This window comes from Telluribacter humicola, assembly GCF_017355935.1.
In the GTDB taxonomy this organism is placed as follows: Bacteria; Bacteroidota; Bacteroidia; order Cytophagales; family Spirosomataceae; genus Telluribacter; species Telluribacter humicola.
Window position 1 is genome coordinate 115,350 of record NZ_JAFIQT010000005.1, and the last position, 20,731, is coordinate 136,080.

The 20,731-nt window shown below is 47.3% G+C and carries 17 protein-coding genes; 1 reads left to right on the forward strand and 16 read right to left on the reverse strand.

Annotated elements, in window-relative coordinates; translation table 11 throughout:
- Window positions 1-11: 11 nt before the first annotated feature.
- The 12 genes from JUB14_RS20080 to JUB14_RS20135 all read right to left on the reverse strand — a co-directional run bounded on the left by JUB14_RS20080 (window position 12) and on the right by JUB14_RS20135 (window position 12,995).
- Window positions 12-335, reverse strand: a complete 324-nt coding sequence (locus JUB14_RS20080) for a 2Fe-2S iron-sulfur cluster-binding protein (protein WP_207508612.1) — start codon at window positions 333-335, stop codon at window positions 12-14.
- A gap of 93 nt (window positions 336-428) precedes the next feature.
- Window positions 429-1,433, reverse strand: coding sequence for an NAD(P)/FAD-dependent oxidoreductase (locus tag JUB14_RS20085; protein WP_207508613.1), 1,005 nt, complete (start codon window positions 1,431-1,433; stop codon window positions 429-431).
- Between the two features lie 134 nt (window positions 1,434-1,567).
- Window positions 1,568-2,464 carry a LysR family transcriptional regulator gene (locus JUB14_RS20090; RefSeq protein ID WP_207508614.1) on the reverse strand — a complete coding sequence of 299 codons (897 nt, stop codon included), beginning with the start codon at window positions 2,462-2,464 and terminating at the stop codon, window positions 1,568-1,570.
- A 56-nt stretch (window positions 2,465-2,520) separates the two neighbouring features.
- Window positions 2,521-3,324 carry a TIGR04290 family methyltransferase gene (locus tag JUB14_RS20095; RefSeq protein WP_229368072.1) on the reverse strand — a complete coding sequence of 268 codons (804 nt, stop codon included), beginning with the start codon at window positions 3,322-3,324 and terminating at the stop codon, window positions 2,521-2,523.
- Window positions 3,317-4,414 (reverse strand): CgeB family protein, encoded by a 1,098-nt coding sequence (locus JUB14_RS20100; protein ID WP_207508615.1) that lies wholly within the window; start codon window positions 4,412-4,414, stop codon window positions 3,317-3,319. Before JUB14_RS20100 ends, JUB14_RS20095 begins: the two co-directional genes overlap by 8 nt.
- Window positions 4,411-5,517 carry a CgeB family protein gene (locus JUB14_RS20105; RefSeq protein WP_207508616.1) on the reverse strand — a complete coding sequence of 369 codons (1,107 nt, stop codon included), beginning with the start codon at window positions 5,515-5,517 and terminating at the stop codon, window positions 4,411-4,413. Before JUB14_RS20105 ends, JUB14_RS20100 begins: the two co-directional genes overlap by 4 nt.
- A gap of 6 nt (window positions 5,518-5,523) precedes the next feature.
- Window positions 5,524-6,636: a CgeB family protein gene (locus JUB14_RS20110; RefSeq protein ID WP_207508617.1), complete on the reverse strand. Its 1,113-nt coding sequence runs from the start codon at window positions 6,634-6,636 to the stop codon at window positions 5,524-5,526.
- Between the two features lie 39 nt (window positions 6,637-6,675).
- The gene (locus JUB14_RS20115) at window positions 6,676-7,830 is read right to left on the reverse strand and encodes a glycosyltransferase family 4 protein (protein ID WP_207508618.1); all 1,155 of its coding nucleotides are present in this window, start codon (window positions 7,828-7,830) and stop codon (window positions 6,676-6,678) included.
- A complete protein-coding gene (locus JUB14_RS20120; protein ID WP_207508619.1) occupies window positions 7,817-8,809 on the reverse strand; it encodes a Gfo/Idh/MocA family protein in 993 nt (330 codons plus the stop codon). Before JUB14_RS20120 ends, JUB14_RS20115 begins: the two co-directional genes overlap by 14 nt.
- Window positions 8,810-8,821: 12 nt before the next feature.
- Complete coding sequence (locus JUB14_RS20125) at window positions 8,822-9,835, reverse strand: MDR/zinc-dependent alcohol dehydrogenase-like family protein (protein ID WP_207508620.1); 1,014 nt, start codon at window positions 9,833-9,835, stop codon at window positions 8,822-8,824.
- 7 nt (window positions 9,836-9,842) lie between these two features.
- Entirely contained in the window at window positions 9,843-11,843 is a 2,001-nt protein-coding gene (locus tag JUB14_RS20130; protein ID WP_207508621.1) for a GDP-mannose 4,6-dehydratase, read from the reverse strand.
- 33 nt (window positions 11,844-11,876) lie between these two features.
- A complete protein-coding gene (locus JUB14_RS20135; protein ID WP_207508622.1) occupies window positions 11,877-12,995 on the reverse strand; it encodes an NAD-dependent epimerase/dehydratase family protein in 1,119 nt (372 codons plus the stop codon).
- Window positions 12,996-14,279: 1,284 nt separating this feature from the next.
- On the opposite strand from JUB14_RS20135, the gene JUB14_RS20140 reads away from it, so the two are divergent.
- Window positions 14,280-15,044: an oxygenase MpaB family protein gene (locus JUB14_RS20140; RefSeq protein ID WP_207508623.1), complete on the forward strand. Its 765-nt coding sequence runs from the start codon at window positions 14,280-14,282 to the stop codon at window positions 15,042-15,044.
- Window positions 15,045-15,156: 112 nt separating this feature from the next.
- Here JUB14_RS20140 and JUB14_RS20145 read toward each other — a convergent pair whose 3' ends face one another.
- The 4 genes from JUB14_RS20145 to JUB14_RS20160 all read right to left on the reverse strand — a co-directional run bounded on the left by JUB14_RS20145 (window position 15,157) and on the right by JUB14_RS20160 (window position 20,640).
- A complete protein-coding gene (locus JUB14_RS20145; RefSeq protein WP_207508624.1) occupies window positions 15,157-15,633 on the reverse strand; it encodes a hypothetical protein in 477 nt (158 codons plus the stop codon).
- A 656-nt stretch (window positions 15,634-16,289) separates the two neighbouring features.
- A complete protein-coding gene (gene treZ / locus JUB14_RS20150) occupies window positions 16,290-18,137 on the reverse strand; it encodes a malto-oligosyltrehalose trehalohydrolase (protein ID WP_207508625.1) in 1,848 nt (615 codons plus the stop codon).
- 126 nt (window positions 18,138-18,263) lie between these two features.
- The gene (locus tag JUB14_RS20155; protein ID WP_207508626.1) at window positions 18,264-19,478 is read right to left on the reverse strand and encodes an AI-2E family transporter; all 1,215 of its coding nucleotides are present in this window, start codon (window positions 19,476-19,478) and stop codon (window positions 18,264-18,266) included.
- Window positions 19,479-19,545: 67 nt separating this feature from the next.
- Entirely contained in the window at window positions 19,546-20,640 is a 1,095-nt protein-coding gene (locus tag JUB14_RS20160) for an AI-2E family transporter (protein ID WP_207508627.1), read from the reverse strand.
- Window positions 20,641-20,731 lie beyond the last annotated feature (91 nt).

Consider the following 20,731-nt stretch of genomic DNA (forward strand, 5'->3'; position numbering starts at 1 on the left):
GCTTCTTTATCTTAGCTAGGTTCCTCACTCGCGATTCGGAACAGGGCCCCTTCCATAGATTCATCAACCCGGAGCTGGCAGGCCAGTCGGCTGTCATCGTGGGCGCTGGGCAAGGTATCGAGTATATCCAGTTCAACATCACTGACCGGAGGCAGATTATCGTGACCTTCAAGTACCTGTACGTGGCAGGTAGCACAAAGCCCCATTCCCCCGCAGGTTGCCATTATATCATAATCCGATGCTTTAAGAACCTCCATCAGGTTCAGCCCGATACCTTCGGGTACTTCAACTGGCCGCTGCTCTCCGTTGCGGTCTTCTACAATGAAATTTATCATTCTTAGCTTATAGCTGTTTGTATTGATTGAGTGTATGTATGATTGAGTGACCACTGATCGCTAATATACTCAATCACACATTTGCATTATATATCAAAATGTTGGTACTCCGTTGACGGTGGTGTACTTGAAGCTTAACTTCTGATTGGGATACACGTATTTGAAAGCACTCTGGCACATCAGGGCCGCCTCGTGGAATCCACAAAGAATCAGCTTCAGCTTACCCGGGTAGGTGTTGATATCACCAATGGCATAGATGCGCTCCACGTTGGTACTGTAGTCAAAGGTATTGACATTGATGGCAGATTTATCAACCGCCAGATTCCAATCGGCGATGGGCCCTAACTTGGGACTCAACCCGAACAGGGGGATCAGATGATCCGCTTCCATGGTATAGCTATTTTTATCTTTACCAACCAGGGTTACCTCCTTTAGGTGACCATTGCCATTGATGGAGCTGATGTTGGAGTTCAGGATCAGGTTGATCTTGCCTTCCTGCGCCAGTTCAAATACCTTCTCAGCCGAATCGGGGGCTCCCCGAAAGGTTTCTCCCCGGTGTACCAGGGTTACCTCCTGGGCTACATTGGCCAGGAATATGGTCCAGTCCAGAGCGGAGTCACCACCACCGGCCAGTACGACCCGACGGTCACGAAGTAGCTCGGGATTCTTCACCATATAGCTAACACCCTTACCCTCAAATCTTTCCAGACCAGAGATCTCAGGTTTACGGGGTTCAAAGGAGCCCAGTCCTGCGGCGATTACTACTACCTGGCAGTGTACCCGGGTACCTTCATTCGTCTCTACTATATACGATCCATCTTCCTGCTTATCTAGTACTTCGACCCGCTCACCCAGGCTGAACGTTGGCTTGAAGGAGGCAATCTGATCCATCAGATTGTCAACCAGTTCCTGCGCCTTTACTTCGGGATAGCCCGGTATATCGTAGATGGGTTTTTGGGGATAAATTTCGGAAAGCTGTCCACCTACCTGTGGTAGGGCATCAATCAGGTGGCAGCGCATTTTTAGTAATCCTGCTTCAAATACGGCAAATAGTCCAACGGGACCGGCACCAATGATGCATATATCAGTTGTAATCATGATTTGTGTTTTAGATAAGTATAATCCTCTGTGGAATTATATATGTAACTACATTAAAAACAGCTGTAGCTGATTGATGGTTCAAAGGTAGAGTACTTACGGAGGGAAGGCTAATTACTATTTGTTATGAGTCATTAGCCGTGGTTATAGTGTCTCCGGGCAAAGCGCAGGAAGGTATCAGAGAGGGGTTCGGCATCACCCTGACGAAGTATGGTGTAGAAGGGCCTTGAGATTTCAAGTCCCTGAATGTCAATAACCCTGAATGACCCAGCTTTTAATTCGCCTTCAATCGCATAGATGGATATAAAGGCCAGGCAATTAGAGTGGAAGAGGTAGGACTTGATACTTTCAGTACTTCCCAGGTACATCTCTATGGGCAGATCCGTCATTTTTACGCCTACCTGCCGCAGGGCGTGTTCGATGACTTCAAGGGTACCTGAGCCCCGTTCCCGCAGCAGAAAATGGTAGGCTTTCAGCTCCTCTACCGACACCTCATCCCGTTGGGAAAGGGGGTGCTCCGCCCGGGCTACCAGGACTATTTCATCGGGTACAAAGGGCGTATAGCGTAGTTCGTGCAGGTGGGTTCGTCCCTCCACGATACCCAGGTCAATGTCCCGGTTGAGCAGGGCCTGTTCGATCTGTTCGGTATTGCCACTGACGAGGGAGATAGAAATGTCAGCGTGTTTTTCGTGAAAACGAGCCAGTACCGGCGGCAATACGTACTGGGCCACGGTGGAGCTGGCACCCAGGCGTAGTGTTCCCGAGTGCTGGCCTTTCAGGCTGTTCAGATCGAACTCTAACTGTCGGTAGTTGGCATGTATGATTTCGGCATGCTGTAGGGCTATTTTACCGGCGGGCGTCAGCTTGATCTGCTTACCGGCCCGCTCAAAGAGTGCCACTCCAAACTGCTGCTCCAGTTCATGGATATGCCTGGTAACGGCCGGTTGCGTAATATGCAGTTCAGCGGCAGCTTTGGTAAAGCTCAGCTTTTTGGCAACCGTATAAAAAACGTACAGGCGGAAATCCAGCATGCGGGGAAGTTCAACGATGAAAAGGCAAAGTAAGCAGATTGCTTATGAATTACTGCTTACTTTACCGTTTTGGTTTTGACTTCTTCTAACCAGTTTTGCTGAATCGCCGAAAGGTACTCACTCTTGTTCCAGGTATCTACTGAGCTGTTGTAGTTAGGATCTTTGATACAGATCAGGGTTTCGTCGTGTGGTTTGGCAGATACTTCAAAACCAGTAGATCGTAACATAGCCCGCATAGCACTTTCGTTAGCCAGCCACCAGTTAGTAGGGTCTCCGGCAAAGCTATGTTCTATAAAGGCCATCTTGGGCCACTCCGGCTTAAGCAGATTCTCACGATCATGAATGTGGCTGTCGTACACCTCTTCTGTAGGTAGTTCACCGGGCATGGTAAGGGTCTGGAACACTATCATGTGCCTGCACTTGCGACCCAAAATGTCCAAAGCCAGTAACGGGTACCGCAAGTGGTAAAAAACGCCCATAAACCAAATCAGGTCAAACTCTTCTTTTAACCGAGCCAGATCATATACCTGCATCTGCTTGTACCGGATCTGATCCTGCAAGCCGAAACATTCGGCCACCCACTCTGCCTGTTGCAGGTAGTGTGCATCTACATCGATACCTAGTACTTCCGCGCCCCGCTTAGCCAGCTCTATACTATAGAACCCTGCATTACACCCAACATCCAGCACTTTCTTTCCTTTCAGATCTTCGTGAATGGAGGGAGCTAATTCCTTCCACTTGAAGGAAGGAAAATCACCCAGAAAATGGTCCGGAGCTGTCTGTGTACCATCGGGTAAATGTATATTGTGGAACCAGGGACCTAGTTGCTTTATCTTCTCCTGATAATTCATTTTATCCATTTATCGTTGTAATCTCTTTCTTCGCTTTCAGCTCCTCCGCATAGCCTATTAGTTGCTTCGCCCGCTGCACCGAAGTATGCTCTTTCAGTACGCGCTGTCGGGACTTTTCGCCGATCTCTTTGCGGGTATGTTCATCCATCTCTTTCAGGTACCTGAGCGTATCGGCTGCTTCATAGGATACCAGTATCTCCTCATCAAAGCTGAAAACAGTATCCAGCCCATCCCAGTAGTCTGATATGATAGGTACACCACAGGCAGCAGCTTCGAATAACCTTACGCTGGGCGAGTAGCCTGCCTGGATCATATCCGCCCGGGTAATATTCATGGTAAAGCGTTGGGTATTGTAAAACTGACGGTGCTTCGAAGGGGGCAGATGGTGCGTGTGCGCGACATTAGCAGGCCATTGTATAGTTTCCGGGTACTGTGGGCCTACCACGGCAAAACGACCCTCCGGCCAAGCTTGGGCGGCATCAATCATCAGCTTCTCCAGGGATGGCTGACGGTCGGGGCTGTATGTACCCAGGTACCCCAGGTCATACAGTACTGGTGTGTCTTCGGGGTAGTACAAATCTGTGTCGAAGGAACAGTAAAGAGGTTTCGCGGATGGCGAGCTAAATACTTCTTCCAATCTATCCAGGGTTGGCCCCCCTGTAAATGATAGATACAGGTCGTAGCCCGGTATAAGATACGGATGCAGGTACTCATAATCCTCCCTTTTCAGCTTGGCGAGGGTGACGGGGGTATCAATGTCATAGAAAGCTTTGATTCCCTGCGCCGATTGCTGTACCCATTTCCCTACTTCCACCCCTTCGGGTACGTAGGAACCAACTATGACCATATCGGCCTCAGCTACTACGGATTCGTAGTTCCGCTTCAACTCCTCCAGGGTTGAGTACAGGTCCAGTTTACAATAGGGGGGAGCGGGCATATCGCTGTTGCTGGCGTACCAGGGGACATCCCGTTCCAGGAAATGTACCCGATGCCCCTGCTGCTGAAGTTGCTTGATCAACGCCCTGAAAGTAGTGGCGTGGCCATTGCCCCAGGAAGAGGTAATGGAAAGACCCAGGATGGTGATGTTCCAGGATTTCATGACAGCACCTCCTTTCGGTTGGTCTTGAGGTTTTTCATGAAAAGAGCCTCCGCCAGTTGTGCCCGCTGGGCGTAGGTATGATCCTTGAGTACCCGCTCGTAGGCCGCCTTGCCAATCTGAGCGGCCCGCTCGGGTGTGAGCGTAGCCATGATCTGAGCTACCTCGGCTCCTGTTTCAGCTATAAGGATCTCGGTATTGGGTTCAAAGAACATCTCGATTCCCTTCCAGTGATCCGTGATGATACAGGCACCGGCTCCGGCGGCTTCGAATACCCGGGTAGCCGGTGAAAAACCATACTTCGCCATACTGTCGCGGCTGATGTTCAGGACAGCCATGGAGGTACAGTTCAGGGCATTATGATCTTTGGTGTACACATGCCCCAGGTACTTGATGTTTGCCGGCATGGGCTTGTCGTGCCATCCATTACCACCCAACATAAAGCTCTTCTGAGGGAGAGAGGCAGCCGCTTTAATGAAAAACTCCTCCACCCGCTGCTCCCGGTCAGGCAGGCGATTACCCAGGAATGCCAGATGACAGTCAAAAGCCGGATCCCGCTCGACGGGATGATGAGTCTCTGGGTCAAGGGCATTATAAACGGGTATACAGGCTTTGGCTCCCATGGCAGTATACGCCTCTACTACCGGATCGCCACCACCGTAGGTGAGTACAAGATCGTATTTTTTGACGTGTTCCCGGAAAGCATCATTAGGGTCATTTTGCATGCGATCCAGCGTAGCCGGGGCATCCACGTCCCAGAAGATAATAAGCTGATCTTCCCCGGCCAGCTGCGGAATACGCTCTTCCAGGTACTCATCGAATACACCAATGCCACTGGTCTTGATGAGGATATCAAATTCGGGTGTACGGGTCAGTACCGCTTCCAGAGCTTCCGTGGTGGCATCATAAACTACCGAGGTGGCCCAGTCTACATCGGGCAGGTCACGGTGTTGCTGCCGTTCGTAAGCATCTGGCTCAAAGAAAGTTACCTGGTGTCCTAGTTTATGAAGTTCCTTGATGATGCCACGGTAGTAGGTGGCAGCTCCATTCCAGTAAGCTGATACGAGGCTCGATCCAAAGAAGGCTATTTTTAGTGGCTGTTTCATGAGGAGTCAGATTTTGATTGCAGATGGTTCCTGTTGTTTCAGTTGCTCATACACTTCCATTAGTTCATCGACCCGATGGACGCAGCTGTGCCGGTTTTGGATAGTTTTAAGGCCGTTTTCCGCCAGTGATGTAGCCAATGAAGAGTCATTCAATACCTGCTTCATTTTTTCTTTCATCTCCCTTCCATTCGCAACCGTCAGGTAATCCTGACCCGCGTTGAAAAGATGCTCGGCATCCTGCCAGGGCGCACTGATAAGCGGAATCCCGCAGGACATAGCTTCGAAGGGGCGAATGGTAGGTATACCGGGGAGTGACCGGGTGTAGGGGCGCCGGGGAACGTGAATAGTAAAGCGGTAATTTGCAAATACCGAAGGTACCTGGAAGGAGGGTAAGTACCCTCCGTATTCGATACCGGCATCCGCCAATAGTTTGAGCGCCTCATCGGGGTACCTTACTCCGTACATTTTAGCCTTCAGTCCCAGCTCTTTCACCGGCTCGATCAGGAACTCAATCAGCTCCTCGGTGCGCTCGTCGTCGCCCCAGTTGCCGATCCATACCAGATCTCCTTCTTTTTCGACACCTTCCATTGGGTGGAACAGTCGCGTGTCGGCGGCTTCGTGCCAGGTCCAGGCCTGCTTTACCCACCCTTTTTTCTGATATATATTCTTTATGACTTCACCGTACGCCAATACTCCATCGTAGTTGCTGAGGTCGTAGTTAGACATACTCTGCTCTTCGGTGACCGATCGGTGATGGGTATCGTGGAAGAGCAGTTTGTAATCGTACTCCTTCTTCAGGTTACCAACCAGCTTTACCAAATCGTGATCATTCCACTCGTGTACCAGTACCAGATCCGCATCCTGAAGGTACTTTCCGAGCTCCGGGTTAGACGGATCATACATCTCGGACGAAAGGGTAGGGTAGTTTTCTTTGAATTCAGTATATACCTTTTCTCCACTTTCGCTCAACAAATTTGAAAGACTCCATCCACCTTTGGGTTCCAGTATGGTGACCTGGTAGCCACGATCTATGAGCTCAGCCGACACCCCCCTTAGAAAATGGGCGTTGCCGTGGTTCCAGTCAGATAATAAAGAGTGGTAGAATAATACGATTTTCATGTATGGCTGGGTTAGTAACAGTCTTTTTTGATAAGCTAATTAAGTATTAGGTAGCGTCACGGATTTTGCCGCACTCTTTGGCGCAGTAAGCCTAGGAGCATTTAGCAACTCCTCGTACTTTTCCAGGTAGAGGTTAGCCATGCGCTTGGTAGTAAAGGCTTTGGCCCGAATGGCGGCCCGCTCGGCGTATTTCTTCCGGAGTTCAGGGCGTTGGATAAGCGTTTCAAGGGTGTATTTGAGCGCTTCCAGATTACCGGGCTCTACAAAGAAAGCCGCTCCGATCCAGTTTTCCCGGAGGCTGGGTATATCTCCCAGTACCAGTGTACAACCTGCGTGGGCTGCCTCGAGAATGGACAAGCCAAAAGGTTCGTAACGCGCGGGCAGGGCATAAATAGAGGCCTTGGCCAGCCAACCATTTACTTCATCCTGATCCAGTTTGCCGGTGTAGGTGACATTAGTGAAGGTCGAGTTCTCGGATGAGCCAGGTACTGCATCATCGCCGGCGATGACTACCGGCCAGGAAAGATCACCCGCCACGCGGTTCAGAGATTCTATATTCTTGGCGCTATCCCACAAGCGTCCCATACTGAAAATGACATCTTGTTTTTCGTCGCGTTCGATGGTTACCGGTTCGCCCCCATTTGGAATGACGATCTTGTTGGCTAGTTCACCATAGATCCGGCTAATGGACTGCAGCATATCCCGACTGGGAGCCACTACGAGGTCAGCGGCCTGTAAGCCTCTCTGTACCCGGGTAAAGTATTCCTGGTAGTGCTCAGGAGGTGTAGAGCCAATCACATTTTCCCACCACGAGAACACGCAGGAATGGCACACCATCATGACCGGTGCTTTCCAGTCCAGGTGGCCGTGGCAGTAGTTATTCAGGTGGATGAGGTCCGGATTGATCAGTTTCTGGAGGTCCATCAGCCACGGACCGGCCTTATCGACTCCCTCCCAGGGGTTTTCCATCCACTCAAGGGCATAGTCGCTTGAGTGCAGGGTCAGGTTAGGGATCTGAGCCGCCTGTTTTTTCTGCTTTTCGTTGGGCAGACTACCCATGGTGGCCAGATAGACCTGAACGTTGAATTTAGCCAGTGCTTTGGCAAGATTCAGGGAATAGGTCCAAACACCGCCTACGGTATCAGCGGTCATTAATATACGGCGAGGGTACTTGAGATAGCTATTTTCTTCCATAAATCTTGTCCATTATTTCTGCTACTTGTTCTACTGATTCAATATCGGTGTCAAATCCGCTTCCTTCGGCCAACTTGCTGGTCCAGTCTACGATGGCCCGGCCCCCCCATTCGTCGGGGCCTGCAAACAGGATTTCGGTACGTGTACCGTAGAAGCGGGCTACTTCAAATTCATAAAAAGATCCGTTGATGTTCCGGAAGGAGGCTCCTCCCTGTGACCCATACACGTTGAAGTATATTTCGGCTTCTTTTCCGGCGGGCAGGTTCCAGGAGCAGCTAAGCCGAAGGGAAGCCCCCTCCTCCGTCTGCATCAGAGCCGTTGCAAAATCTTCTACTTTGGTATCATGATTGGTAAGGGGCTCACCCTTAGAGAAAAGTACGGAAGAAAGTACCTCCACCTTCGGATTGCCCAGCGTCCAGAGGGCCAGGTCCAGCAGGTGTACACCCAGGTCAATGACGCAGCCACCACCCGATAGCTCCGGATCGTAGAACCAGGGCTTGTCGGGGCCATAAGCGTTATGGAAGCACATTTCGATGGCGTATATCTTTCCAAGTTCCCCTTTCTGTACCAGGTTGTGGAGGAGCCGGTAACAGGTGTACCGGTACGAGAAGTCAATTCCCAGCAACAGGTTAGCTTCCCGGGCAGCCTTGACCACGGCGGCGGTTTCTTTGGTGGTACGGCCCAGTGGCTTCTGACAGAAAACCGCCCGTCCTGAACCAATAGCATCCAGAGACTGGGACGCGTGCAGGGCACTGGGAGTAGCTATGACAATGCCATCCAGCTGGTGACCCAGTAACTCTTCGTAGGAGGAACAAAAATCGGCCTCCGGAGCGCTGGCTTTGGAGGCTTCGATGTTATCAACAGAGGGATCAGCAATGCAGGTAATATTGGCAATGCCGGTTTTGGCAACGGCTTCCATGCGGTTTCTACCTATCCAGCCAACCCCTAAGAAACCAATTTCTAAATTTTTATTTTCCAATGGTCAGGCGGGTTATTTTGTGTTCAGGATTAGTGCTTTCACAAAGCCTTCGGGAGCCTCCTGATGAGTCTTGAACGCTTCGTTGATTTCAGAGAGTGAAAAGGTGTGCGTGTACAAGGGAGTAGGATCAAGTATACCTGATTCCACAGCCAGAACCGCCTTGCGGATCCCTTCAATGTACATCTCCACATCACGCTCGTGGGCATTGATCACATCCAGTCCGCGCCAGTTCCAGAGCTGTACATTTACCTGACGCATCCCATCCTGATGAAAACCCGCAATGACTAATTTGCCACGGATACGGGTCAGTTCGCCGGCCAGGTTGAGTGGCCACTCCTTGCCGGTACACTCGATGACGCGGTCACAGAACTCACCATTGGTAAGCTCATTCACCTTGTTGATAATCTGGTAATGATCGTCCATGGCTATGGTTTCGTCCGCACCAAACTGCCGCGCCAGGTCCAGTGATGAGCTCCGGCGGGAAAAAGCGATCACACGTGCTCCGGCTCCTTTGGCTAACTGAACTAACAAGGCACCCAAAAATCCAACGCCAAGGATAGCGACGGTCTGGCCGGCGCGAATGTCGCTTCGGTTAAAGATGTTCATGGCGCAGCCCAGGGGCTCTCCGGGGAATGGGAGCCCGTTAAGCTTCGCAGGAAGCTTAACGGCCTGAGTGGCGGGTGCATAATCATACTCACCGAAGGCATTATAGGAGAGTACTGCTACGCGATCACCTACCTGAAAATCCTGTACGTTAGTACCTACGGCGTATACCGTACCCCATCCTTCGTGACCGGGGTTGCCGGCCTGTACAGGGTACTGAAACCATTCCCGACCTTCCCATACTGGTAGGTTGGAAGAGCATAGGCCACAACCCTCTAACTTGATACAGATCTCATCATCAGCGGGAGGACGCAGGGGTACTTCTGATATTTCAATTGATTGGGGAGCCGCTATAACCGCAGAGCGTCCCGTTCGTTGATCTAAGCTGGATAGAGCAGGTCTAGTTTGTACTTCGGGTATCATACAAGTTTTATGTTAGGGCAACTTTTTTTGGTTGATCATTATATTTGACGAGCCAGTGGTACAGCTTCTCCACCCCTTCCCATGCCGTTACGCGGGGCTTCCATCCGGTCTCGGTCTGGAAGCGGGTAGTGTCTGATACATAGTATCGCTGATCACCCGGACGCCACTGGTCAAAGTTTACCTCTATTTTCTCTCCGTGTAGCTCCTGAATGTGATCAATGAGCTGTAACAAACTAATGGTATTGGCAGGACCTCCACCCATATTGAAGGCTTTTCCATTCAGATGATCCATCTGCTCGCGAACCATCAGCATGGCTTTGATAAGGTCCTCAACAAACAGGACATCGCGTACCTGCTTGCCATCTCCGTAAATGTTAATGGGCTGGCCCTGCAGGGCTTTCAACAGGAAGTGCGCGATCCAGCCCTGGTCTTCGGTACCAAACTGGTGGGGCCCGTAGATGCAGCTCATCCGGAACACGACTGCTTTCAGGCCATAGGTACGTACATAATCCAGGATATAGCTATCGGCGATACCTTTGGAGCAGCCGTAGGGACTATGGAAATCCAGCGGACGCAGCTCACTAATGCCACTGTCGCGGATCAGTGGCTCCTCGGGTTCATATCGGTTATTCTTAATAACAAGTTGTAGATCTTCTAAACCTCCATATACCTTATTAGTAGAGGTAAATAGCAGCGGGGGCTGATGGGATGACATGCGGATCGCTTCCAGTACATTGAGTGTACCACGGGCATTGACGTCGAAGTCCATGACCGGCAGGTTACAGCTCGTAGTAACGGCTACCTGTGCCGCGAAGTGATAGACAAAACTGGCCTTAGCTACGGCGGCTTCTACACAAAACTCGTTGCGGATGTCCGCCACTTCAATGTTGAGCTGGTCGGGGTAGTTGGCTTTGAGCCAGCGTAGGTTCTTCTCTACGCCCGGCCGGGACAGGTTGTCCAGAATGGTTACCTTTTCACCGGCTTCGGCCAGGGCTTTCACCATGTTAGTACCTATAAATCCGGCTCCCCCCACGACTAGTACACTGTCGGTAGTATCATGCTTAATGTAGGGTACCGACATCCACTTGTCGGACTCCAGTTCGCGAGGTGATTTTTCGCACAGCAGGCGATACAGGAGCTTTTCGGTACCATCTGTTTTTACCATGCCGAAGGCGTACTCCCGTTCGTCGGTATGGAATCCGTCTACGGTAGGATATATTTTGTTCAGGTCGTTAAGGCCGTACCAGTACACACGCTCCACGTGTGCCTTGGTACTCTCCATGAACATTTCCAGTTGCTTTCGCTCGTCGTTTTTCCAGGTAGAGTAGCCTGTTTCGGTAATCCAGATTTTTTGGTTTCCACCGTTGGTGTCTACCACATTTCTGACCTGATCCAGCAGTTGCTCCCAGCCGTACCACTTATCATCAAATACATGGGGGAAATGGTGTACACCAATGGCATCAATATACTTCATCACCTCCCGGTCGTACATGAGCTGTAGCCAGTTAGGATCTACTGGACTCATCCCACCCAACAGGGTTTTCTTTTTGAGGTGCTTCATCCAGTAGGCACCCATACCAATCATGGTGGTGAAGGTATTCCACTGCCAGTCCAGCGTATAATCGTACTCACTCTTGTTGTTGGGTTCATTCCAGAGCTCCACCCATTCGAAATACTGGCCGTACTGGGTCACCATTGTATCCAGAAAATCGGCGTAGTCTTTGGGATTGCGCGGAGGAGACGACGTTTTGGGAAGTATCCCCAGCGAAGGTGGTGTATACAGGAAGCAGGGGAGTAACTCTGCTTCTTTGGCTAAGCGCGGGATCAGCCACTTGTACCATTTCTTACCTTCATCGGAATATAGGTCTGCCCAGGACATGCCTGTTCTTAGCTGGTTGATGGAAAGGTTGCGGAGCTGATCCAGGGTAGCTTCTACACGGTCGTACTCGCCAACATGAAACCATTCCAAAAAACCAATTTCAGGATGCTTAATGCCGTTTGATTTCATTCTTATCGTTGTTTTAAGGTATGGATCAGTTGTTTATACAGTAAGTCCCCGGGCGGACAACTCGTCGGTCGCCTTGTCAACTTCATCAACTGCTACCTGTTCTTTTAACCATTCGGCTAGTTCATTTAGGCCATCCCGGAAATCTACTTCGGGACGGAAACCCAGAATCCGTTCGGCTTTTGAGATATCCGCAAAGCAATGACGTATATCGCCAACACGGTACTTGCCCGTAAATTGAGCATGTAGGTTTGGCTTACGCAGACATTCGGCCAGTTTTTCCGCAATTTCCTTAATGGTGTAGTTGTTACCACTGCCCACGTTGAATACTTCACCCGCGGCTTCGGGTACCTCCATAGCTAAGCGACACGCCCGGGCTACGTCTTTGACATGTACAAAGTCACGCTGCTGGTAGCCATCTTCGAATACCAGTGGCGACTTATTATTCAGATAGCGTGAAGCAAATATGGCCAGAACGCCAGTATATGGATTGGAAAGCGCCTGGCGGGTACCATATACGTTAAAGAAGCGTAGAGCTACGGTGGGAATATGGTAGGCTTTGCCCGCAATCAAACACAGTTTTTCCTGATCGTATTTAGAAAGGGCGTAGACCGATGCCAGGTCGGGAGTTTTGGATTCTTGAGTTGCCAGAGGCTGCAGCGTATTGCCCTGCTCATCGTGAAGCTCCCAATCTCCTGCTTTGAGTTGAGACATGGTACGGGCCACTGATTGGTAGCATTGGCCGGAGGGGGAAGTATATAATCCTTCCCCATATATACTCATACTAGAAGCGACTATCAGTTTCTCAACCGGACGCTCCATCAATACCTCCATCAATACGGCCGTACCGCGATTATTGACATCGGTGTATTCGTCAATTTCATACATACTCTGCCCCACCCCAACACGGGCTGCAAAATGATATACTACATCAACATTATGCATAGCTTCGGTAAGTGTACGCTTGTCACGGACATCACCTTTGATCAGTTCTACTTCCGGATGCAGATAATCAGGCCGTTGTTGACCTATGCCGTGTACTTGTGGGATCAAATTATCATATACAACTACATCGTAGCTTTTTGAGATTAATTCATCGCAGAGGTGGGATCCAATAAAACCAGCTCCACCCGTGATTAATACCTTTTTTTTCATTCAATGCAGTTTTATGGTGTGGACAAATGTGTACTTTTTCGTTGCAAATAATCAGATCTGTTAAGGTTGTTAAGGGGAAACCTCTACTACACTTTCCGATTACCTTACCCCGCAGTCACTTGTGCAGGTACTATAGTATCAACTACACAATCTTCTTTGATTTCTATTTCCCTGCTATCACTCAACCTACTTGTAATGAAAGTACCTTAAACACTATATAGACTAAAATTCAGTCGGTTAGCATCTGAGACAACAGCATCTTCATCTACCCTTTTAAACCAAAATATCATGCCAACAGAGACAGCCAAATAGGCCTGCTTTACTACCAGGTGATGTTGAAACACCTATGGCTAGTTAATAATGGATTAGTTGATCTTATAGAGCTGCTAATCATTCTATTGATAGTCTATCAACCTGATGAATAGTACCTTCAATTACTGTTATCAGTAGATATAAAAAGCGTGTAGGCGATAACAAGTCTATTCGTTACCAGTTAGTTACCTTTTACTTTTTATGTAGCAGATGTTGGTGTACAACCAAATCTTATTTAGAGGAGGATCATCTACTTGTATAACAGGAGTAGCCGTATAGTGTTTATGCTCTACTAAAAAAATATGAGTTATTCAGATAAAGGGAAAACTGCCTTTTTAGGGGATTTATACGGGATTTGGTAGCCAAATTAGGCTTTAAGGTAACTTGCGGTAAATTAATGCTGCTGATTACCAATCTGATGGGAGATTGATTGATTCCGAACAGTAACGTGCAAATAAAAGCGAAGGTGAAAATTGGTGGAGTATAAAAGTAAGTAGATAAAGGATAATGGCGTTAAATTACAAACAAAGGCAAAACAAACTCTAGCAGACGTTTCCATCGCTGTTTCATTGTTGGTACTCTTTGCATTTATTAAGTTCAGATGAGTTTTGATCTTTTATAGGTTGATCTTTCATTCTTTATATAGTAATACTACAGTATATACGTTTGTATGCCATGATGTTATCTTAGGACTACATACTTGTAATTATAGTTTTTTTGTATACTAAGGTGTACTTAATGGATAGTCTTAATTTATTTTTATTAAGTCTGATAGGTGAGGTAGAGCGGTAGGATGACGAGAGAGTTACCTGGTACTTACTACTCTATTGATCCTTTTATAGATTTGATGAGTATAAAGTAAAACAGATACTATTGCCCCTAAGCTTTGATAATGTCTATTAAAAAGGTCAAGTTAGTACTTATAGTATTCTTACAGAAGCACATTTTTGATCTAATATTTGTTTACTACTCATGAACAACTTTGTTAGAAACGACTCTATCGTTCGGGAGATATGGGGAAAAGGAGATACTATCCTTTTCATTTTTGCAGGTGCTTCCGCCGAGTTTGCCCTGAATAAAGCAGTAGACTGGCTGTACTTTACAGGTAAACTTCCGGCTGATCCACTGGGAAGGCTATTTTCAACGGTTGCCTATGCCCGACAGATTGTTTTTTCAGAAATGGATGCGGCCAACAAGGCTATCGATCGTATTGCGGCCATACATTCCGGGGTGGAAGCTAAGCGGGGTGAAACCATTCCTGATTGGGCCTATCGGGATGTACTTTTTATGTTGATCGATTATTCAATCAGATCTTATGAACTTTTGGAACGGACGTTAACACTGGCCGAAAAGGAAGAAGTATTTGACGTATTTTATCGGGTAGGAGTTCGAATGGGACTGGTGGGATTACCACAGTCCTATGCAGAGTGGCTGGTGATGCGTGTACAGCACCTGGAGCAGAATATGGCAAATAGTCATTTTACTAAAGACCTATACAAGCAATATAGAAAACATCTGGGCTTTGTCCGGTACAAATTATTGCTAGAAGCGCAGGTCCTGGTAGTACCCAGGCAGGTCAACTCCCTGTTGAAATTAGGAAACCTGCCGCTACTTAATCCGGTATTGGTCGTCTATAAGTGGAGTCGGATGCTGAAGACTGACTGGATATTGAAATCAATAATTTTACCGGCTCAATATAAGGCTGAGATCAGGCAGTTGGATGTACACAGAGCCTGAGTTGTAACTGATAAAAATAAGAACGGCTTCATCTGGAAAGGTGAAGCCGTTCTTATTTTTATTCCTATTCATAACAGACTGAGCTCTGAATTAGGCATAGGAGATATATTTCTTAACCCTGCTGTTCCTGAGCGTTTTTAGGTTTGCGACCACGTGGCTTACCTGTATATTCAGGTTTAGGACCTTCCTGATCCAGTTGAAGCTCATATCCCGTTACGCCTTCAAAATCAAAAGGCTTAACGGTGAAGTTATACTTGTTGTTGCTATAATCAACTCCATTCTTTTGAAGAATAACAGACAGAGGTATGTTATAATTCTTTGCACTTTTGGTCAACTCAAAAGCTTCAGACTGATCATCGGTAGTAGGTACGAGGAAAATAGACTTTAACTTTCTTTTACCTTCCTGGGCTCCTATTTTAAACTTTGTTTGCTCAGGATTGATATCAAGCTGCTCAATTGTTTTATTGGGGAATACTATCTTACCTGTACCCGAAATATACCCCGTTAGCTCAGGGGCCTTCGTTGAGCTTTTCTGCTTTTCCTCGCTATTATCGTCGGGAGAGAAAAAACGGATAGATTTTGCTTTCATAGAATGAAGTTATAATGAGTCTTTGTAAACTTACAAATGATTTAAATGTGAAGATATAACAACAAGAATTAAAAGAAAAACAAATCCAGCCGTAATATGTTAGAAAATTTATTAATTTGATGAAAACTTATTGATTACAATTCGCGGTGCCGGATCTATAATGGTAGATAAATGGTGTTGCTAATCCCCATAATATACTACTCCTAATTATTTAGTTTGACTTCATATATTCGTTTCTGAATAAAATTTACTTTTGGATATAATACAACTATATACTACTTGTATTTGGCTGACTAGTATAGTTATACAGTCAGAATAAGTAATAAAATGAAGATGCTAAATGAAAAATAGAAACGGTATGTATTGTTTTCCAACAGATATAAAAGTACGAATTGCACTTATATAGCAACTGGAAAAGCATTCGATTTAAAGGTGGTCCAGCTGAGGTAATAGGGAAGTTGGATAAGCTGATCCGGTACTAGTTTTGATACATATTACTACTCATCCATAGTTTAAATAAGTGTAAAGTAGCTAGGGTATATCATAAAAATAGAAAGAGGTGCTCATCGAAGACGCTCACCTCTTTCTGGTATATTATGATCCTGGTTTTCAGGTCATCTTACCGCTTTTGCTATGAATTGGCTGTATAAGCACCACTAGTTATCAGTATAAACACAGACACTGCAAGCGGCAATCTGTATCTCCACATTAGCTCCGACCTGTTGTGGTGCGGCAGCATCATTTTTTGCCTCCTTTTCCAGCCATTCCTTTTCTTTGGAATCAATCACTTTTACCCATTGATTGCTCAGTTCAGGAGTAGTAAATGCTACGGTTTCATCCGAGAAATTAAATATGCAAAGCAGGTAAGATAGCTGATCTTCACTGCGTCTTTGCAGCATAATGCCTTGTTGTCCAAGTACCTGCACAAACAGGTCGTTTTTGTTCAGGTTTTGCAGAATGGAATTTGTTTTTCGAAGTTCAATAAGCCTTCGGTGCCACTCCAGCATGATCCGGTGTTTACCTTGCTCGCGTTTATCCCATTGGAGCTTAGATTTGTTAAATGTCTCTTCGTCCTGCGGATCGGGTGGTTCAACTTCCCAATTGAATCCTTCAAACTCTTTTCTCCTACCTTCCTGCACTGCTTTGATCAGATCCTCGTCCGAGTGGCTGACGAAGTAAAAGAATGGGCTTTCGTCGGCATATTCTTCACCCATAAACAGCATGGGCAGGTATGGTGAAAGCAGGATAGCCGCCGCGGCCAGCTTGGTTCGTTCAAAATCAACCAGCATACACAGACGCTCCCCCATAACCCGGTTACCCACCTGATCGTGATTCTGATTAAATACCACAAACTTCTCGCCGGATACTCCGGCTGATGACACACCATGTTTTCGCTTCCGGAACTTAACGTAGTCGCCGCTATGAACAAAGCCATCTGAATAAGCTTTGGCTAGTTGCTGCATACCACCAAAATCTTCGTAACGGTCTCTGCCTTCTTTATCAAGAAGAACGTACAGCGAATGGTGGAAATCGTCCAGCCACTGCCCGTCAAAGCCGTATCCTCCCACATCAGGTACCTTTACCACTTTGGGGCTGTTCAGATCACTTTCGGCGACCATGTAAAGAGGGCGGCCTAGCTTTTGTTCCAGTTGCCGTACCTTACCGTAGGTATATTCCCAGAAATTTACCGCGCCCGAGTCATATACTGCATGGATGGCATCGAGCCGCAGGCCATCAATATGGTACTGCTCAAACCAGTGCAGCGCATTTTGGGCAAAGTAATCACGTACACCATCAGACCACTCACCATCAAAGTTAAGCGCGTCGCCCCAGGGGGTATTGTACTGGTCGGTGAAGTAGGGACCATACTTATTTAGATAATTTCCTTCGGGACCAAGGTGATTATATACTACATCCAGAAATACAGCAATGCCCTTGTTGTGGCAGGCATCAACCAATTTTTTAAGTCCATTTGGGCCACCGTATGAATTCTGGACGGCATAAGGATATACGCCATCGTACCCCCAGTTTCGTCCTCCGGGGAACTGCGAGACGGGCATCAGTTCGATGGCGTTGACTCCAAGATGTACCAGATAGTCGAGGTAAGGAATAATCGACTCGAAGGTACCTTCCGATGTAAATGTACCAACGTGGAGTTCGTAAAGAATCAGATCTTTGAGTGGTATACCGCGCCAGTCCTTGTCCTGCCAGCTATATGAACTATGATCAACAATGGCTGAGGGGCCATGTACTCCCTCGGGCTGAGAATGGGAGGCCGGATCGGGGAAATCATGTTCACCACCGGGGCGGTAAAAGTATCTGGTACCAGGTGTTATGTTTTTAACTTCCAATTGAAAGTAGCCGTACTCATGGGGCTGCATCTCTAAAAGCTGCTCTTGTGGGTGAATCAGGTGTAGCAGCATCTTCTCTTTCTGGGGCGCCCAAACTGTGAAAGTACATGAGTCTGCGGTACATTCCACCCCGGGTAACTTAGCGTGTAGCATCCGTTTGTAAAATTTTCCGATATGAATAATTAGGTGACACTTACCATCTATAAAAAGTATACCCTTAGGCTGGAAGTAGCATGTAGCATGGTATGATAAAGAGGCTGACGATAGGAGATATCATCTTTATTTTAATTTATCAGTAGCCCAGTCTTTTGCCTTATCAAAAGCGGAGGGACCATCATCACCCTCCGAAGTATCTTCCTCTCCAAACAAGTACCCCAGTGGATTCAGGACGGGTACATGATCAAAAATAACTTTGACGATGCCTAGCGCCGGAATGGCCACCAGCATACCCACAATTCCCCATAACGCATTGCCCAGTACCACCACCAGAATAGTTACGACCGGGTTCAGGTTGACCTTACCGCCGACCAGGTAGGGCTCAAGGGTGTAGGTTTCTATGAATTGCGTAAGACCAAAGGTGACAGTAACCCCGATTACCTGTGACATACTACCCCCTGATAAGAGAGCAAAACTGAGTGCAAGTAAATACCCGATAATATTGCCCAGGTAAGGAATAAGGACCAAAACAGCCGCCAATATGGATATAAGTATGGCATTCTGAACGCCCGAAATCAAAAGCCCGATGGAGTACACAATGGACAGAATAACGATCTCGATCATACGTCCGAAAAGGTAACTCTGCGAAACCTGGGCAGCACTGGAAATTATACTGCTGGTTGTTTCCCGTTTGTCATTGGGAGCCATTTTTATGATAGAATCTTTAAACTTCTTCCGGTAAAGCAGAAAAAAGAAAATGTACACCAGCGTAATCAGGCTGGTACCAATCAGACTCAGGAACTGCATGATAAAGCTGCCCGCTTTGGCCATCATGGAGCCTCCCCCCGAGCCGGATCCCTGACTTTGCTGGCTCTGTGTAGCTGATTGATTCTGGCTTTGCTGCTGGCCACTTTGGGTTTGTGAAGAACCGGAAGATGCGTTTCCCAATAGGCTACCGGGTAGTTTTTGTTGCTGTTCCTCAATGGAAAGTCCCGTTTTTTCAGCAATGTATTGTTGTAAGTTGTTGATTTTTGGTTCAAGTTTCTGCTTCATTTGTGGCCAGTCTTCCGAAAAACGCTTTACCTGATACGCTAGTACACCTGTCAGTACCGCGAAAAAAAGGATAATCAGAAGATCCGCACTGAGGGATGCCCAGACCCGTTTCATGCCCTTGCGCTCAAACCAGTTAGCGACGGGTAATACTACCATAGCGAGTATGGCAGCTACTGCAACCGGAGCCAGAAAAGATTTACCTTTAACCAATCCTGAAAACAGAAAATAAAGACCAACAATTAGCAGCGTGGTACAAAGGAGCATGTTGAACGCTTTGTTTTTCATGAGCTAATTAGTTTGATTATTAGGGAGTTAATTTCAGGCTTCTATAAAAAACTACCAGTAGAAAGCACTATTTGTTTTTCAGAGACTTGAAATAATCCTTGATTTTGCCGATCCAGACTGATTCTGATAAATCGTCCTGCATCAGAAAACCCAATGGACTGAGACTAGGAATATGATCGCAAATAGCACGTATAACTGCAAACAGGGGAATGAAAAGGATCATACCGGCAACTCCCCAAATCAATTCTCCGGTCACGATGGCTACAATGATCATCAATGGGCTCAGGTTCATATTGGCTCCCATCACAAAAGGTTCGATCAGGTTGTTGTCAATGGCCTGGGCTGCCACCAGAATAAGGATAGTAGGTATAACCAGATCCGTAGAGCCGCTCAGTAGTGCCATGGATATGGGAAAGAAGCTACCTATAAAGGGACCGATATATGGTACTATACTTGGTAAAACGGCCAACAGGCTCATCAGGATAGCATTGCGAAGACCTATTGCCGAAAAGCCAACTCCGTAAAATATAGCCAGGAACAGCATGGAAACCAGACGACCACCCAGATACTTGGAGGATACCTGCGTAATCTCCCGGATGGTATCCTTTGCCTCGGGCTTACTTTCGTGAGAGCTTATCTTCAGGAAAAACCTTTTGTACTTGTCACGCTGCCAGATCAGGAATAACATATATATAAGTACCAGTACTATAGAACTGATCATGCCTAATACACCATTCAGGAAGACCTTTACCATACTATTTGATGAGTCGGCAAGTTTTTCGGACTGATCATCTACAAACTTGGTTTGTTTCCAGGGCGAAATACCAAACTCCTGATTGATCCATTGCTGTACCTGATCGATCACTTGTTGCAGACGAGGCCACATCTCGTCCATATCCTGCGAGATGCGGGTAATTTCGGAAGCTATCACCCACACAAAACCTGTTATAATCAGGACCAGGATCAGTAAGCAGGCAATAGTCGCCAGCAAGCGGCTGAGTCCCCAATCTTCGAGCTTGCGGCTTACCGGCAGGAACAGCATAGACAGTATTATAGCAAAGCTCAATGGGACCAGAAAGGGGCGGCCCAGGTAAAGAAATGCAACTAACAGAATAAGGAAAAATAACGTGGCAGTAGCTCGATAAATGGAAACGCCTTTCATAAATGATCGGGGACAAGAGGTTGTAGTTTATCTTGAACAACAGGTACACTGCTCCTCACTAATCTGTCCACCCAGGTACCATTCAATTAAA